Source organism: Pseudomonas sp. 5P_5.1_Bac1 (assembly GCF_025466015.1).
Lineage (GTDB): Bacteria > Pseudomonadota > Gammaproteobacteria > Pseudomonadales > Pseudomonadaceae > Aquipseudomonas.
Genome location: NZ_JANLNX010000052.1, coordinates 44,828 through 61,674 on the forward strand (window position 1 = coordinate 44,828; position 16,847 = coordinate 61,674).

The window sequence follows — 16,847 nt, forward strand, 5'->3', positions numbered from 1 at the left end:
GGCTTCGGTAGGGGCTGTGCGGCATCTGCACGGGCGCATGCACAGTGCCGCCATCCCTCAATGGCGAAACACATGCTGCTGGTGATACCGCAAATAATCCAGCATCTCCTTCGGCAGAAACCGCAGCGGGCGCGGCAGCCCAAGCGCCTGCCGGTGCGCTGCATCAAGGCGCGCGGAGATCTGCATCTGGCCGTACTCATCGAAGGTAATCAGCCCACGATCAAACAGCGCATCAAGGTTCGCCGACAGCAGCAAACCGTTATGCCCGTCGATTCGCTGCCGCGGCGTGGACTCCGACCAGGGTTTCACATGGGACGCCCTCAAGACCTCCCGGCAGGCGACGCCGGTCACGGCACAGGCATTGCCCCAGATGCGCATCAGGTTCTCGCGAAATTTGTTCTGCCCACGGCGCGCCCGCAGGCTCACGGTACCCGGCGAAAACGCCGCATTGCCTTGCGCAACCTCTTCCGCCAGCGCCGCCTCGGTCAAGGAACGCTGGATGGCGTGGTTGAGCCGTTCCCACTGTTCCTGGCGCTGCGCGACGGGAATGGCATCGAGCAGGCGCTCCAGCATGGGGGTATCCAGCTCGGTGTAGCTGCTGAACATACCCAGCAATCGACGCTTGCCGGTGATTGCCCAGGGATCGAGGGTCACCGGTTCATCGAACCACCAGAACAACTCCTCAGGGCATATCCAGCTTGGCATGCGGTTGAGGTCGTTTCGCCAACGCTTGAGGAACAGCCGCGGATCATTGCGGTAATTACGCCGGACCCGAGGCACGCTCCAGGCCTCTTTCCAAAGCTCATGCAACGACAGCTCCTTGACGATCGCATCACGTTGCACCCGCTGCGGCTCATGCAGCAGCGACGTTGCGTTCCCGGCCACGCCGACCAGTTGCTGGATGCCGTTGTGCGACGCAGTCATGAAAATGAAAATACGGCCCGCATGCCGCTCCAGCGGTGCGGCGCCCAGAGCACCGGTATGAAACACCCGATAACGCAGCCCGTCGCGGGTCACGATCATCCGCGCAGCGTTGTTCCATTCTTCCTGTCCATAACCATGTTCCTTGGGATAACCACCGGTGCCGGGCGCACCGGAAGGCGCGGTGTACTGGCGGGTATTCCAGAAAATGGGCTTTTGAACGAATAGCGCCATTGGGTTGCTCATCCTTGCGAAAACCATGTGCCGAAATAAAGTAATGCCGCAGTCTGTTTCGGGCAGGCGACAACCGTCCCGCCAGGTGAAATCAGCGATATGCAGACCAGGGCATCGACTCGAATGGCTGCCTGTTGACGAGGTCAGCCGACAACGAACACCCCCGACTCAGTCAGCGAGGCGGGTTCGTTTGAAGCAGAGCACGTGAATCAGAACCTGGGACAAAGGCTCGAAACAGAGGCAAGGCAAGCGGCGGGGGCACAGCGGAATACGTCCTTGAACTTCATGAAAATCCTCGCAACGGAAAGGTTAGCGGACAGGCACACAGCAACGCCGCGGTCGCCTGATAAAACAAGATGAATCGCTACTGAATCGAAACCCGGTTGCCTCCTTGAATGATTGACATTAATACGCCACTACAGACTGAGCGAAATCGATCTAGTTCCGCCGAGGCATCATTATTTCCCTACAAACAGCGGTGATTTATCCGAGCCCGTTGCGGATCACAGACCAAAAACGCACGCCACGGACCAATCGCGCAAGCATTTCTCCAACCCCCTTTTCTGTCACATTCACGCCCCGTTCGCCGCTGATAGTAGCCCTCCCCAAGGTTTTCCAGAGGCTACACCGTGTTCCATCGCATCCTGTGTTCGCTGTCCCTGCTCAGCCTGTCCATCGCCGCCGCCCAGGTCCAGGCCGGCGAACCGCTCGATACGCCACGACTGAAGGGCATCGACAACTTCCGTGACGTCGCCGGCACCACCAGCGCCTACACCACCAGCAATGACGGGGTGATGCGCGCCGGGCAGTTCTACCGCTCCAATGCGCTGACGCCGACCGCCTCGGACCTGGCAACCCTCAACAGCCTGGGCATCAGCAACGTCTACGACCTGCGCACGCCAAGCGAGATCGCCGCCACGCCGGATACGCTGCCCACCGGTGCCGAGTACCAGAATATCGACATCATCGGCAGCACCACCTCCGGCGCCAATGTCACCAATATCGCCTTCACCAGCGCCGCCCAGGCGGTGGCGATGATGGAGGAAACCAACCGTGCCTTCGTCAGCGATGCCGGCATGCGCGGGCAGTTCTCGGTGTTGTTCAACGAGCTGGCCAGCGCTGACGGCGCGGCGCTGTTCCACTGCACCGCAGGCAAGGACCGTACCGGCTGGACCGCGGCCGTGCTGTTGAGCATCGCCGGGGTCGACAGCGGCACGATCATGTCCGACTACCTGGCCACCAACGACTACACCGCCGCCCGCGTCGCCGCGACCCTCGCCGCAATGCCGTCGAGCATGGCAGCCGTCTACGCGCCGCTGCTGGGCGTGCAGGCCAGCTACCTGCAAGCCGGCCTGAACGAGGTCACCACGCAATACGGCAGCATGGACAACTACCTCAAGGAAGGCCTGGGCCTGTCGCAAGAAACGATCTACGTGCTGCGTGGCAAGATGGTCTTTTACAACAGCCTGCCCGGCATGACCGCTCTCGCCGGCAACGCCGCCGCCGGCGCCCTGCTGTTGCAGCAACTGCAGAACAGCGAACTGTCCGGCACTTACAGCGCCTACAACTACTACCTGCAATCGGCCATCGATGCCGGCAGCCTCGGCGGTGTCGAGTCCACCGTCGGCGGCCAGGTGCATGCCGACGCCGCCAGCTACCTGCTGCGCCAGGGCGCGCTGATCGACCGGGCCGCCGCCAGCTACACCAGCGGCCTTGACCTCAAGGTCGGCCAGACCCGCCTGTGGACCACCGCCCTCCGAAGGCAGGGGTCGTGGGTTCGAATCCCGCCAGGTGCGCCATACAAAACAAGGGCTCAGGTGAAAACCTGGGCCCTTTTGTTTATCGCTGTGCCAATTCTGTGCCTAAACCGTGCCTCCCTATCCCACGCGGCTTATGCGCGGAGTATGCCTTTGACTACTAGCTAAGAGGACTGGAGGAGCTGAGAGGAGGTATCCATCCCTGCAATTGACTCAGCCCAACGCGCCTTCCAAATACACCGGTCATCATTAGCTGCTTGAGGTGCTAGGTCGAAGATCTGGCGGTGCAAGACTCACCATTGCCCAAAACAGTTGTGGCAGGCCTTGTCAGAAACGCAGGCTGCTCAACGTGGCGATAAACATATCCACTATCCTCCCTGGATCGAGGTCAGATTTTTGCTCCCCACTAACGTTCCAGTCATCGTCATCATGTGAACGCCATCCCAGCCAGTGCAGGTCCGCTAGGGCCAACTCGAGTGAGCAGTTAGGCGCGGAGACCGAAAGCATAAGACCCAGAAGGATCTTTTCGCGCAGAGCACCTCTTGGAACGTGATCAGCAGACTTCGCCAAGGCTTGAAACAGCTTCTGGAGGTAGTGAATGAAGTGTTGCACCGTCGAGTCGTCCAAAGGCGCTGCGGCTCCAAGCTCGTAAACTTCCACGTGGAGGGAGGCTTTCTCGTCTCGCACTTCTTCTGGCGCATGATGACGGAGGGCGTCCGTCAGATCCAAGATATCGGTCGGCATCTCATTTACCACAAAACTCCCTACGGAGTAGCTCGGCTCTTCTCCCGGGTTGCCGTAAAAAACTCCGCCCGAAATAGCAGCATCTTTGATTTTCTCGGCTGGAAACGCCGCATTCACCCCAAGCCCTACTTGTGCCGCATTGGCGAGCGTAGCTCTGACTAGCTTGATCAGTTCGATCCGATAGTCTCTGTTGGTTGCGCCTTGGTAATCGAATATATGCCCAGGTCCAACGTTCTCAACCTTGCCAAGCAAACGACGCAGGCCCCGCCAACCACCTGAGTAAAAGTTACGCCAGCCCCATGATTGCTCGGTTTCTATCGCAGGTAGCTGGGTAGGAGCAGCTCCAGGAGCGGCTGGTCGCTTCTCCAAGCTTTGATCCAATCTAGATTGCAACTCCTTGAGGGACCGTTGCTGGCGGCGAAGTTCGCTGGCCAAGCCCAGCCCCAGGGAACCAAGCCGCGTTTGTCCCGCAACCTCGTTATGATTGATGGCAACCAGCGGGCGAACTCCTGGGCCGAACACTTGTTCACACCAAGCAGCGTAGGTCAGCTTTTCGCCAGTGGTGCGGGGCAGTCTCTTTGCCAGCTTCTTAAGGAGGGGAGTCTCCAGCTCGGAGCAATCGACCAAAACGTCGAACCTCTTCAAAATCCTGAACTGAACCCACTGCTCTAACTCTTCACGGTCCATCCAGTCGCTCCATTCAAATAGGGTCTATGTTCCATTTCATCTTCAGCTCCCGCAAGGCACTCCCCAACCCATCTGGTAGTAGTTACAGATAACGTAACGGGACGTACTGGCCAGAGTGGAAGGCCGCCTAAACCGCATTTTGAGCAGCTCAGTATCTCAGCGTCTCAGCGTCTCAGCGTCTCAGCAGGTTCATCCGAGGCGTTGATTGCCGAACGCCTAGTGGTCTTGGGAACACATCTGATCGTAAATCGTCGATTTCATAACTAGCTAGGCGCAGCCTGTTGCCGCATCATCCTGACTGGAAAACCATTGATTCATGATTGCTGCTTGGCCAAACGCCTCGGCACCCCCACCTGAAATTACTCATCAGTCAATCAACTTCGAATATATTTTTTCTGGCCATCCATTTACGAAAATCGACCCACGAGCGTCAAGGTGCAACTCTATCGCTCGCTCAACAGCTTCGCCCTTCTCGATTCGTGGATCGTACCGGCGAGACAGGTAATGATATTGTTGATTAGTGGAGCCAACCCAGAGACGGCTCTGGTCTGGCAGCTTAGCTTCATATGGACCATCCACCAGCACATCGGTATTACGCAATAGTTGATCTGCGCCCGGCAATTTCAGCTCGTCAAGTTCAGCCCTGGTGTATCCGCTAAAGACCATCACAGACAACCCAAGTGCCTGCGCCCCCTGCGCAATGAAAGCCAATCCTTTTGCCTGCAACATAGGCTCACCACCAAGAAAGGTAACGCCTTCAAGGTCGTAGGCTTGATGCGCATCAGATAACCAATCCAGAACGGACTGGGCTGACACGAGCTCGCGCTCAACGAACTGGAGATATCTTGGATTGCAACAGCCGCGACAGCGCTTGTTACAGCCCTGTACCCACACAGCGGCTCTTCGCCCCGGACCTTCAACTTCTGTGCAAGGCAAGCGAGATGCCAGGTTCACCCAGTCCATGAGGTCACTCCAACTCAAAGATCAATTGGCCACCCGCAATATGAACCTCAATGGCTTTATCTTTTAACAGCTCAGGGCTGGCCATTTTCTGAAAAAGGAAATCAGCCAAGGGATCAATCAGTTTATTAGTGATCGCATTCGGAACACCGCGCCCGCCGGCTCCGCGATCCACATCGCTGACCAACAACGCGAGTATTCCTGCCTCTTTGACCAACCTCAAATCGGAAACACCCCATTTGTCCTTGAGGCCTTTACGCAGTGGCTCCAACTTGGCACGGGCAATATCGATCAGGAAACCTTCGTCACGCATGAAGTTAAACGGAATGATGTTGGCCTCGCCGATGCGCCCTAGAAGTTCCGGGCGCTTCAGCTCATGCACAAAATGCTGCCTGACCTCCTGGATAAAGTCATCGCGCACACTCTGGCTTTCATGGCTGACATCGGCCGCACCAATGTTCGAGGTAAACACGATGACCGTATCCGAAAACATAACGGTTTCGCCCTTGCCATCTGTCAGTCGGCCGTCCTCCAGAATTTGCAGGAACTTGTCAAGGATGCGCGGATGAGCTTTCTCGATTTCATCGAATAGCAACAGAGAAAACGGCCTTTGCTTGACGGCATTGGTCAACTGCCCACCAGCTTCGTAGCCCACATAGCCCGGAGGCGCACCGACCAGTCTCTGGTCGGCATGCTCGTGGTTGAACTCGGACATGTCGAAACGAAGACAGGCTTCTTCATCACCGAACAGAAATTCCGCTATGGACTTTGCTAGCTCGGTCTTACCGACGCCGGTAGGGCCTACGAAAAAGAGCACACCCTTTGGAGTGCGTTGCCTGTATGAATGTTGAAGCCCCGAAAGTCCTGTGAAGGCGCGCACAAGGACGCGCCGCACCGATTCAATAGCCTCGCCTTGCCCTTTTACGCGCCGACCTAAAGTTTCCGCGATGGTCTGAAGCTTTCTGTGATCCAGTTGCTCCCAGGGACTGTGTCTGCGCCCGTGGCGATACAAGTTGAGCAAGGATAACGCGCCTGAGGTTTCAGTCTCTTGGCGCGAAAGCCGCGCCAGATTGTGAATGTCGCGGATGCTTTGTCCTTCCAGCCCATCCACGAAGTCGGCCAATTCTCGTCCGCCTTGTTGCAAGGGGGGCTGCAGCCGGAATACTTCTTTCAAACCCAGAACGGCGGATTCACGAATTTGCCGCGCAGGCAGGGGAATGGATATTTCCCGAAAAAGCGGGTTATTCAGATAGAGGGCCGGTGGCAATACATTCAAGCCCCCACACAGCATCACCAACATTGATTGCGCGTGTCCGATACTCTCAGCATTGCGAACTACAGCCGCATCACGGGTAGCCTGGCCGATGCGCAGCAACCATCCGCGCTCGTTCTCACTCAGAGAGTTGGCGCTACCAAACAGGTATTGTGTCCAGTCCATAATGAAAGCAACCGGCTTTTCTGGGCGAGGTTCTCGCAAGCAGTGCGCCGCCACAGCCAACACATCATCGGCGGTGGCTATAATGGCGCCCGATACCGGCGCTGGTACAGGGGGGGGCGACATATCTCCCATGTCATACGCCTGTCCCCTAGGGGAGCTTTCGCTTTGCGCAGGCGGCGAAGCTGAACTTTGCAATTCTGCCCAGGCTCTCGCATCAATCCCGCTGACACCATTGATACGATTCCAGAAAACCACATGTTGATAGCCGCGCTGACGCAGCAGACTCGTCAATGCGGCAGGCACTGCTACCCATTGCCCGGGCACTTCGGGGTCGGATGTCAGGTCAGCTGTATTGCCGTGCAAAATCAAACCACGCCGAATGCCGCATTCGCGCCGAAAGTCTTCCTGCCAACCCAACAATGTCGAGCTCATTTACTTCTCTCCTGGGCAGCATCCGGATACGGGCGGGCATCCTGGTCATTGTCATCGGGGTTCACCCAAATCACACGCTTATCAGTCAAACTAATACCGTAAGCATCTTGCAGCGTTGCCATCACAGGACTTACATCGCGCTCGCACGTTTTGCCTTTGTATTGATGAAATTTATAGCTGAGGTGGCCGCTCAAGTTGATCCGAAAATCTGCCTGTGCACCGGCGGGGCGACGGGCACGAATCAACACTTCATCTTGCCCTTGCGATACAAGATGCTCTGGTCCGTCCACAACAAAGCCGGCGTCTTGCAGCGACTGATAAACCGCCCGCACGACGTCACGGCGCTGACTCTCATCAACTGCTACATCATCCTGCTCTTGCGCCAGCTGGTTCAATACTTCGGTCTGCGCTGCAGGAGCCAGCCCAGTGGCATGGATCAAGGCGTCACGCAGCCTGGCGGCACGTTCGCCACCATTCTCGTTGACTTCCTCTTCCAACTGCTTCCTTTGTAACGTCAGTGCGTCGACCACCGCCTCGCTTTCAACTCGATTCCTCATCACCTCCAGTTGGCGCTCCGCATCGGCCTCATAACGTTGCCGAACTTCGAGCAATACGGCTGCCACTTGCGCCGGAGTCATGCTGTTGGCGGCGCCACCTGACAGCCGCGCGCGCAGTTGCTGCAGTTCGCCAAACGCGGCGTTGAGGGCAACAGGTGTACTCCAGCCGCTCAAACCGTCGCGCCATGCCACGTCAAGTTCGACCCGAATTTGTAACTGCCGCTCAGCCTCGGCTAACTGCGCTTTACGGAATGCCTCGGATGCGGCCCGCTCTGCCTCTTGGCGCGAGCGGTGCTGCTCACGCGCCAAGCGCGGTAGACCATGGAATCTTCCTCCTAGGGAACGACTCATGTCTCTGGCGGCAAACGGATCAGAATCCAGTAAAGATTCCATGCGCCTAAGTTCAGCGCTCAACCCACGAAACTCCGCCGCAACCCCCTCATCCAGTCCCTGCCTTGCGACGTCATCCAAAACGCTACGGTAGCGTTCCACGAAAGGGCGCGTAGTGGCGCGTACGCGCTGCCGATCCAGTTCTTGTTTACGCTGTCTTTGTATCTGATAGCGATACTCGTCTGCCCGACTCATGCCGTCATGTCCTATTAATCGTCCTTTGATTTCGCTTTTTCGAGGAATTGGATGATGTACCAGCAGAGTGGCCGCGAGCCGGCGCAAAACCCCTGGCATCTTCAGTCTTCAATCCAAGCGAGTGTGCTTTATTGCGCAGATTGATGTCGTTACTGACGAATAACACCGCGTTAAGCCGGAAGAATAATGCTGCTGAAAGAATCGCATGGTCAGGCTGACTTGCATCCCATTCAACAGGGAGCAAATCCAGGTACTCAGTTTCATGGCGAATGCGAGAAGAGGCACCCTCCAACTGACGTATGGCCCTTCGAGCCTTAGCTGAGCGGCTTTCATCTTCGCTGGTTTTTAAACCGTCCAGCTCACTCAGAACGCGGCGCGGTACCACAGGAACAACGTCAGGGGGCAAGTTCACTAAAAGCTCGGCATGCTCCATAAGGGCACTTGTATCCAGCACGACTATGCGGCGACCTGCCTCAACCGGTGCCAGCTTCTCCTGCGCCAGGAGATTCCAGCGTTCAATCGCCTCATTGAGAGCAGCCCATTGACTCGATGGCGTATTCAGGGTGCCAAAGTCTTCTGAGGTTTCTCGCCAGATGTGCACAGCATCTAGAGCCCTTAGAGTCAGCTCGCGTGTGTCTATTTGGGCGTTTTCTGTAGCTTTAAGCGCCCGCTCGCCAATATCCCGATAAATTGCTTGAACGGCTTTCTCGATATTCTGCAAGGGATGCTGCATGGCATGTGGGCCATAGAGTTTCATTTCTTCCCGTGCCAACGCCTGTCCCAGCCATACTTGCCGCAACTCGGCCGCAAGTAGCTCTTCGGGAATCTTTGCGGTAGACGACAGCGCTGCTCGCAGTTGCTTTAGATCCTCGATTTTTCTGACGGGCGCGGCATGACGCAGCAGCGCATTTTGCCGCGATTCGACCTTGTCTTGAGGCAGCATCCTTTTCATCTGATTCAAGAGAAAAACTGTCGTTTCAAGCTCATGCTTGTTCGTTGAGTGCCTAAGTGACTCATCCACCGCTCTTGCCAACGCTTCGCCCCACGCAGACATCCAGTCTTTCCTGCCAGGCAGCCACATAGAAATGGCTAGCCTTCCCTCCTCGGCCACAGCAAACAAATCCTCCAGAGCGAGCGCCGTGCGTGAAGCAAGCCAAGCCCAGAGGGTTTCAGTGATTGCGCCGCCGGCCCGCCAGGCTAAAGGTAAAAAGGCGATGCGGGGATCCTCGGCATGCTCGCAAGCACTCTCCAAATCCTCACGTAAATCTGCCCAAAGTGCAGTGGCTGCTTGCTCATTCAAGGTAACAGCCATGCCGCACATACGAGGTTGCCCGGCCCAATAGAGGCGCAACGTCCCCGTGACTTCAGCACTCACACTCGCAGTACCTTCATGGGCCAGCGATAACCTGGTAAATCCGGCAACCATCTTCGCTGGTACGGGCACATGCAGCGTTAGAGTTGACGACTTGCCGTCGGCAACCAGTGTGGGCTCGATCACTTCGGCTGATAGAACGATGACTGGCGTCCAGGATTCAGCAGCAGGAAAGCCCTGTGCAACGACGCAGAGTTGCACCTTGACTGACCCGCCATCGGCTACCGCAATAGGTCGAGCAGCCCGGGCAGCCCGCAGAACAGCCGAATCAATGACAGGAAGGGAAGCGTCTAATTCGCCGGTCAGAGTATCGGCAAGCAGAATTTCCCATGCCAGCTCAGGCTGTGCCTGCTCTAACCACCGCTGCAGGGCGGCATCCTGCGGCGCTCGGGCCGACAATACGGCGTCTTCGCTGCACGATACTTCGAGCCGGCGCTCTACCCATCCTGCTGAATTAACGACAGGCACAATGCGGTCGATAACCGTCGCAGGATTTTTCCAGTCGTAAGCTTCCTGCGCTATGGCACGCTCAACCTGAGCCAATGGGTTTTGCGGCCTCAAAGCCGGCTCTGCGGCGCAGATGCGGCTCGTGTTGCTCTGGTGCATACGCGCCCCATCGCTACTGGCCAGCTTGATCTCGTCACTGATGGGGTCGTAACGATGCCAGACTTTGACTGTGCGAGAACGTACAGGCAGGCGGTCGTCACGCAAAAACTGCACGCCTTCTGGGGTCAGCCCAAACTCACTAAGAGGAACGACCAGTGGATCTCGCCCGGAAAATCCAGGCAATGCCCCCAGCGCAACAAGTTCGGAAACACAGCCTTCCAGCAATTCGCGCACATCGCCTGCGCCCAACTGATCACGGAAGACACTCAGCAGAGACAAGCTCTGTCGGCCAGGGAAATGAACCATGGGATCACACAGTCGCAATACCATGCGCTCAAACACCGTAGGCTTGCGCTCGGTGTGATAAGTCACACTGGATTCAATCTGATACACCGGCAGAGGGACCGCATAATTTCCAAGCTTCATGGACGGCGACCTCCCCGGTCCGATCGCGGTTTGCCCTGTGAAGCGTTGTAAGTACGTTTAGCCTGCGGTTGCGCCGTCGTCATCCTGTCAGCAGTCATAAGCTGTCTTGCGGGGACAAGACGGGCATCACGCTCCAACTGATTCAGAATGTCTTTGTAGACCGTGCGTTTCTCCGTACCTGCCTGATCCATATGAGGCAAGTCCACCTCATAGGACTCATACATGCTGCGGGCCCCAAAAACGACAAGCAGCTCCTGGGCTCGCGAGAAAGCCACGTTAATGAATTCGAACCGCGCTACGTTAGCTTTGCTGGATCGTCGCCGTGGCTGATTGCCGGAACGCCTTGGGTCATGACCATCGTGTCGCACCAGACTGACCAGGATGATGGGCTTTTCCTTACCTTGGTAGCGAATCACGGTATTGACCTCAACATCGAGACATTCATATCGGCCGTTGGAACCCTGCGGCCTGCGGCGGCGCATGGCTGCGCGAATTTCCCGACATTGGTTGGCGTAGAACGACACCACACCCACCTTGCGCTTGCGGGACGAGGAGTAGCCCTGCGTTTCGGATTGTCGATTGATTTGCTCAAGGGCTTCGGCGATCAACTCGGCTTCAAGCCGATTGGTTCGCAACGGCTGGTTGCCGCTCATGTCTTCCCGATGTATCTCGTTACGCAGGTTATAGGTGGTATCGACCCACAAGACGTGGTCATCGGGCGTCAGCAGCGGCGAGCCGCCTTCCACGTTCGCCAGGCCCAGACCATGGAAGCGTTTCTTGTCGGCATCAACGATGCCGCACAACAGCCGCTTATCATAAAAATGGTTCACCATATCCATGATTTGGGGGTGCATGCGGAATTGCTCATTCAGCCGTGAGCGAATCGCATCGTCGGCATTCTCGAAGTGCGATTTAAACAGTGAAGCCGTCACCATTTTTTCAAAACGGCGCAGGTTGTCTCTTGTGAGCAGGGGTTGCGCCGAGGCTCCGTTGGATTCGTCGCCTTCGGCTTCATTTTCTTCCACCTCGTCCTGAATGCTGCGCGCCTCATCACCTTCCTGGAACAGCGGTGGCAATTGACGATGGTCGCCCACCAGCACTGCCCGGCGCGCCCGCATCAGAGGCATCAGCAATTCCAGCGGCGTGGCCTTGCTCACTTCATCAATAATGGCGACATCAAAACTTGTTTGCCCTGCATCATCGAGGGTGCGTTCATTTTCATTGCACGTGATAGCAACCACATTGCAACTGGCCAGGAATTCCGGCCCCATGTGCTGCCAGTCTTCTTCAGCAGCTTTGTTGCGTCGTAAATCTGCCGCCCAATCGTCTAGCAACGGCTGCCATATCTGACGCTCTTCGCGGTTTGCCAATTCGCGTTGCTTGAGTGCCTCGATGGCTTGAGATGCGGTTTCCATGCGTTGCGCCAGGGATGCATCAGGTGCAGGTGGTAGCCGGTTGCCTTGCTTGATGGCATCGTCGCTCAACAAGCCTGTCTCATTGATTGCGTGCTGGAGGTACTGTTGATGAAGATCGGCCAAAACCCTCTCAGCGTGACGCTCCTGCGACCGTGCGGCTTGCATCTCCTGATCGCTCGGCATTGCCAAAGCCGGCGTCGAAAGCTGAAGACGGGTTTGATGTTGCAGAGTTTCCACTGCCTGCGCGATTGCCGCCCCTCCTTGATAAAGCGCAGACATGCAAGCGCTTATTTCATCCGCCAACCGGCTCGCATTTTCAATCGGCGCGCACCACTTCTCGGCGTGCTCAAAGACTTGATAACGCTGACCATCCAACCCGGAGCCGGACTGCTCCAGTTCCTTGATTTCCTTGCGCTTGGCGCGCCAAGCCTCTACGTAGGCGTTGTCGCCTTCCATCTGATCGGCCAAAACTTCCACTTCGCGCCTGAGCGATTCAATGCGCAAACGTGTTTCAGCGTCCTGGAGCGCCCCACTCGTTGAGTCTCGCAAACGGCGGACATCAGCTTCAATGGCCTCCCGTTCACTCGAAAAACGTCGCCAAACTGACAGCAGATGCGCCAGAATTTCGCCACGATTGGCAGGGTGGGAGCGCCAGTCATCCCGAGTGAACTGCATGTACAGCCCGCTTTTTCCACAATCGATAAGCAGGTGCGCCAGGCGCTCGGCATCTACCGCAATCTCGCGTAAATCACTTCGCAGACTAGGGACGTCGCCAGTGAGCAGTGCGCTGATATTTTGCAGTTGCGTACGCCGTGCCTGGTCTTCATCGCGCTCAAGGCAGGCTGTGTCGTAACTTTGCCGGACCCGCCTGGCCTCTCCTTGAGCGGCGGCAAGCTCTCCTTCAAGCACTTCGCGTCTGGCGTTCAATTCCTGCTCATCGTGCAGCACGAACTCCGCACGCTCTCGCCACCCCTGCAATAGGCGCAAATCCTCTTCGGTTCGCCGCCACCCCGAGAGACGACTTTCAACGGGCTCGGTCAGTGCGGAGTAATACCTCTGCATCGCGGCACTGCCCGTGAACGGCTGCCCGTCTTCCGACACTTTGTCTTGAAACCGCGCTAGGCGCACCACGCGCAACGAACCATCAAGACCCAGCCTGTCCAGTGCATTGTCCACAGCCGTATGTGCCTGTGAGGCCAGCAGTACCCGCTGGCCACGACGCACGAGTTGAATAATGGCTTCTGCAATGACGGTGGTCTTGCCTGTGCCTGGCGGCCCTTGAATCAAGCATAAATCGGGTGCGGAGAGGATTTTGACCACTGCTTCTTTCTGCGCCGTATTGAGGTCGGAGCGATGCCACTGTGTCACCGCCTCCAGACGCTCAGGCACAGATACCTGCGCCGCTTCGAACAGATAAGAAGACAGATAAGGCGCGTACCCGCCCTGGTCCTGCAACTGGCGCAAGGACTGCTGATGGCGCCTGACCAAACTCATGTCGCCGGCCATTGAAATGGACAAAAAGCCGAACTCAGGGATCCGATTCAGAATGCGCTTGCGCAGCTCATCGGGAAACTCGGCGTTCGCCAGGTCGTTAGCGTCATCCTCGGCAAGAGCGACCAGTAATTCACTGTGCACGGGAGTCGCCCAAGGGCATTGTTCCGCCTGCTCCTGCAGGTTTACACCGTCGGGCAGAGGTTTGGGGTCTGCCAGCTTTGCCCCTTGCCCCAACCGAGTGGGTCGACGCCGCTCTTCGCGCTCGGGCAAAGCAAATACCCAAGGATTTTTAGAGTGGCCCAGTTCAATGGCAATCAGGTCTTCTCTGCCCAACGCCTGCCTGTCTTTTTGCAGCGCGTTCGCACTCTCTCCAATCAGGAAAAACGCGATTTGGTCGCCCCGCCATTCACGTCCGACATAGCGCAGCCCCCGCATTTTGTGTTGGATGAGCTTTTGCTTCCATGCAAGGAAATCAGTCCACTCCCCCAGCATTCGCCCAGTTTCAAGAGAAATGGGTGGCAAATCCGCCAGCAGTACCGGCGTGAGTAGATTCTGGGTGCGCTGAATACGTTGCACGCCCGGTACAGGCGTCAGGCTGTCATGCACCGCGAATCCAGCGACTTCCCGCTCAAACGGCCTTGCAGGCAGATCGGCCACTTCAATGAAGTTGTTAATGATAAACAGTGGAGCAGGATGTTCCGCATTCCAGCTCCCCGTGGCAATGAACGAGCACTGCCGTGGGAAAGGCCACTCTTCTCGTCCCTGAATCCGCAGACGAATGGCCATATTTGCATAGCGTGGATTCTGCTTCTCTCGCTGGCGGTTCGAGATATATCCGGTGAATGGCATGTTGTCCGGAAACAACAGATCAAATAGAACCTCTGCGCTATCCCGTCCATTGCAATAGCTTTTGAACGACTGATGACGGCGCTGAATGTCGGCAGCCGACCGGCTCATGACTGCTCTATTATTCGACTCTAGCGCAATATATAGATTCATTAAAAACGGCCGCTCCTCGCCTTCAAAATTTCTGAAAAATGGTTTTTCTCGAGCCGTCCATGAATTTCTATAAGGAAAGGCGCCCGATGCTCAGGCGTAGCGACCCAATCAAACGCCACCCTGCTCGGCAACGTTTGGATCAACGGTAAGTTTGCGGAGTACTTCGGCAACGACATAGACATTCCCTGTGTGCTGGACAGATCCTTTACTCAACCAAAGTCGCCTGCACGCCAGACAAAACGGATTTTGTGAGATATGGCACTTTGCCCGAGGGTACCAGATTTGCCGCTGCTTCCAAGTGGACGTCTTGGTCATCGAAGAAAATGTGCGGATTGAAAGCCGTGAGCACTTTGGGCTTGCCTACGCCGCCGAGGAAGAAGGCTTCATCAACGTACACGCCCCAGGCACGCAGCGTGTTGATCACGCGCATTTCCGACGGGGAGTTTCGAGCTGTGACAATGGCGATTCTGATCGGCGAGTCTTTGCTTCCGGTGGGTAAACGCTCCTGTAATTTGGCTAGTTTTATGAGCAGGCTGGCGTAGGGGCCCTCCTCCATCGGCGTGTGCTGCAGTGCATCTTCCTGCGCCTGAAAGGCATCCAACCCTTGGGTTTTGTAGACCAACTCGCTGGCATCGGAAAACAGAACTGCATCACCGTCAAAAGCGATCCGTACCTGTCCTTTGGGGATTTGGGGCGCGTTTGCTGGCGGTGCCTTGAGGATCGCGGCAGCGCATTGCCTAGAATCAATCACCTTCTGCGCATCGTCCACGTTGGTCGTGAGAAACAGATCGACGTCGAAGGCATCCATGTAATCAGCCACCGACTCGCCTCCGGTGAAGGCTGAACGTGTGATCGCCAGTTGATCGCGGCGAATGGTCTTGAGTACGCGAATGCCCGTGTCCGGGCTGTTGCGTGACATCACTACCACTTCGACCAGTGGAGATGTGTCGCCACTTCCCATATGCCGGTTGAGATCAAGCAGCGCTTTGACCAGATGGTAACCGGTACCTGGCTCCAGCGGTTCGTCCTCATGCTCTTGCATGAAACGGCGGTAGTGGTCGATCACACGTTCCGGATCGTCCTCGAGCGCTGCCTTGAACATCTGGTCGGACTCGCTCATGTCGAACAGCGCAGTGGCGGAGATGCCGACAACCAAGGTGTTACTTAAATCAAATGCCACGCTGCTATCCTCTATGCACCTCAGAACACCCAACGCTATCAGGGTAGATACACTTTTGAAGCGTGCCCCAATAATCGGTGGAAATAAAACCCGTTACACTAGTAATCACTTAGCCCCCTTGGTTGGGCCTACTTCGCGAGCTAGGTTTTTTTTCAACGACGGCTATGGTATGCCTTATCTGCCGAATCATCTGCCGCCCCCGCACAAGACCACTAAAAAATCCTCGACGCCTCAGAAAATGATCTCATCAACAATTTTCAAACACTCCCGCTTTTCAATGAAGCGGGTCCACAACTGATTGACAACCGCCGCATCTATGCAAATTACGTCAGTGTCATGCTCTCGTTCGTCATGAGCTTCGGGTTCAACAAAACCTCGATCAAAGCGTAGGCCTGCATTTTTATTAAATAGATAACGCGCATGAAAATCCTGATCCAATTGATCCCCCGCCACCCGTGAAACGTTAAATCTGACGCCTTGCTCAATCCATGCGCTAAGCAGCTTCTCATACTCATCCTTCACGAAAGTCGAGCCACGAGGGTCGTTACTGTAATCTGAAAATATGACCACCTGACTCGGCAATGCACCATCAGCCCGACAAACATTAAGCATAGAATCAAGAACTTTTGTACATTTGCGCCTGGACTGAAAGTAGGGGTCTACAAGTATGATTCTATCTGAGACTGCGAGTACGTACTTGGCTGCCTCGGCCAGAGCATTCGCATTACGCTTGACATGAACCTCACGCCGATTTTCAAAGAGACCTTCATGAGCATCATCGATATTATGAAGTTTATCTGAGGCAGACTGACCTTTTATCAAGACCGCGAATAGTTCATTCAAAACAGATTCATGATTGACACTCTCCAGCCAATTACCCCCCTCGTAGGGCAGCCCCATACGCACAAGACGATCATCCTTAACGATGCGTAACTTTTCCTCAACCCGCGCTAAGTCAATATCTCTTACGCCATTTGAATGACAAGCATCCATTACCATCTTCATCCAGCTTTTCGGATAGCGTGCGATTAACAGCCCCT

The 16,847-nt window shown here is 56.1% G+C and carries 9 protein-coding genes and 1 pseudogene; 1 reads left to right on the forward strand and 9 read right to left on the reverse strand.

Annotated features, from left to right (window positions below; genetic code table 11):
* Nucleotides 1-57 precede the first annotated feature (57 nt).
* Nucleotides 58-1,155 (reverse strand): HNH endonuclease, encoded by a 1,098-nt coding sequence (locus NTD82_RS11050; protein WP_262128773.1) that lies wholly within the window; start codon nt 1,153-1,155, stop codon nt 58-60.
* A gap of 629 nt (nt 1,156-1,784) precedes the next feature.
* Here NTD82_RS11050 and NTD82_RS11055 point away from each other — a divergent pair.
* Nucleotides 1,785-2,912: pseudogene (locus NTD82_RS11055) on the forward strand (tyrosine-protein phosphatase); the annotation flags it as partial.
* A gap of 327 nt (nt 2,913-3,239) precedes the next feature.
* Here the strand turns inward: NTD82_RS11055 and NTD82_RS11060 are convergent.
* The 8 genes from NTD82_RS11060 to NTD82_RS11095 all read right to left on the reverse strand — a co-directional run.
* Entirely contained in the window at nt 3,240-4,343 is a 1,104-nt protein-coding gene (locus NTD82_RS11060) for a hypothetical protein (protein ID WP_262128774.1), read from the reverse strand.
* Between the two features lie 366 nt (nt 4,344-4,709).
* On the reverse strand, nt 4,710-5,306 hold the full coding sequence (locus NTD82_RS11065; protein ID WP_262128775.1) for a 4Fe-4S single cluster domain-containing protein: 597 nt from the start codon (nt 5,304-5,306) through the stop codon (nt 4,710-4,712).
* Between the two features lie 4 nt (nt 5,307-5,310).
* Nucleotides 5,311-7,173, reverse strand: a complete 1,863-nt coding sequence (locus tag NTD82_RS11070; protein ID WP_262128776.1) for an AAA family ATPase — start codon at nt 7,171-7,173, stop codon at nt 5,311-5,313.
* On the reverse strand, nt 7,170-8,315 hold the full coding sequence (locus tag NTD82_RS11075) for a hypothetical protein (RefSeq protein ID WP_262128777.1): 1,146 nt from the start codon (nt 8,313-8,315) through the stop codon (nt 7,170-7,172). Before NTD82_RS11075 ends, NTD82_RS11070 begins: the two co-directional genes overlap by 4 nt.
* A gap of 4 nt (nt 8,316-8,319) precedes the next feature.
* The gene (locus NTD82_RS11080) at nt 8,320-10,719 is read right to left on the reverse strand and encodes a PIN domain-containing protein (RefSeq protein WP_262128778.1); all 2,400 of its coding nucleotides are present in this window, start codon (nt 10,717-10,719) and stop codon (nt 8,320-8,322) included.
* Complete coding sequence (locus NTD82_RS11085) at nt 10,716-14,585, reverse strand: AAA domain-containing protein (protein ID WP_262128779.1); 3,870 nt, start codon at nt 14,583-14,585, stop codon at nt 10,716-10,718. Before NTD82_RS11085 ends, NTD82_RS11080 begins: the two co-directional genes overlap by 4 nt.
* Nucleotides 14,586-14,832: 247 nt before the next feature.
* Nucleotides 14,833-15,807 (reverse strand): 5'-nucleotidase, encoded by a 975-nt coding sequence (locus NTD82_RS11090; protein ID WP_262128780.1) that lies wholly within the window; start codon nt 15,805-15,807, stop codon nt 14,833-14,835.
* A gap of 231 nt (nt 15,808-16,038) precedes the next feature.
* Nucleotides 16,039-16,847: hypothetical protein (locus NTD82_RS11095; protein ID WP_262128781.1), on the reverse strand; the 809-nt coding region annotated here is incomplete at its 5' end.

Coding starts and splice junctions, on each gene's coding strand:
- NTD82_RS11050 (WP_262128773.1), bottom strand. CDS start 1,155: ATGGCGCTATTCGTTCAAAAGCCCATTTTCTGGAATACCCGCCAGTAC.
- NTD82_RS11060 (WP_262128774.1), bottom strand. CDS start 4,343: ATGGACCGTGAAGAGTTAGAGCAGTGGGTTCAGTTCAGGATTTTGAAG.
- NTD82_RS11065 (WP_262128775.1), bottom strand. CDS start 5,306: ATGGACTGGGTGAACCTGGCATCTCGCTTGCCTTGCACAGAAGTTGAA.
- NTD82_RS11070 (WP_262128776.1), bottom strand. CDS start 7,173: ATGAGCTCGACATTGTTGGGTTGGCAGGAAGACTTTCGGCGCGAATGC.
- NTD82_RS11075 (WP_262128777.1), bottom strand. CDS start 8,315: ATGAGTCGGGCAGACGAGTATCGCTATCAGATACAAAGACAGCGTAAA.
- NTD82_RS11080 (WP_262128778.1), bottom strand. CDS start 10,719: ATGAAGCTTGGAAATTATGCGGTCCCTCTGCCGGTGTATCAGATTGAA.
- NTD82_RS11085 (WP_262128779.1), bottom strand. CDS start 14,585: ATGAGCCGGTCGGCTGCCGACATTCAGCGCCGTCATCAGTCGTTCAAA.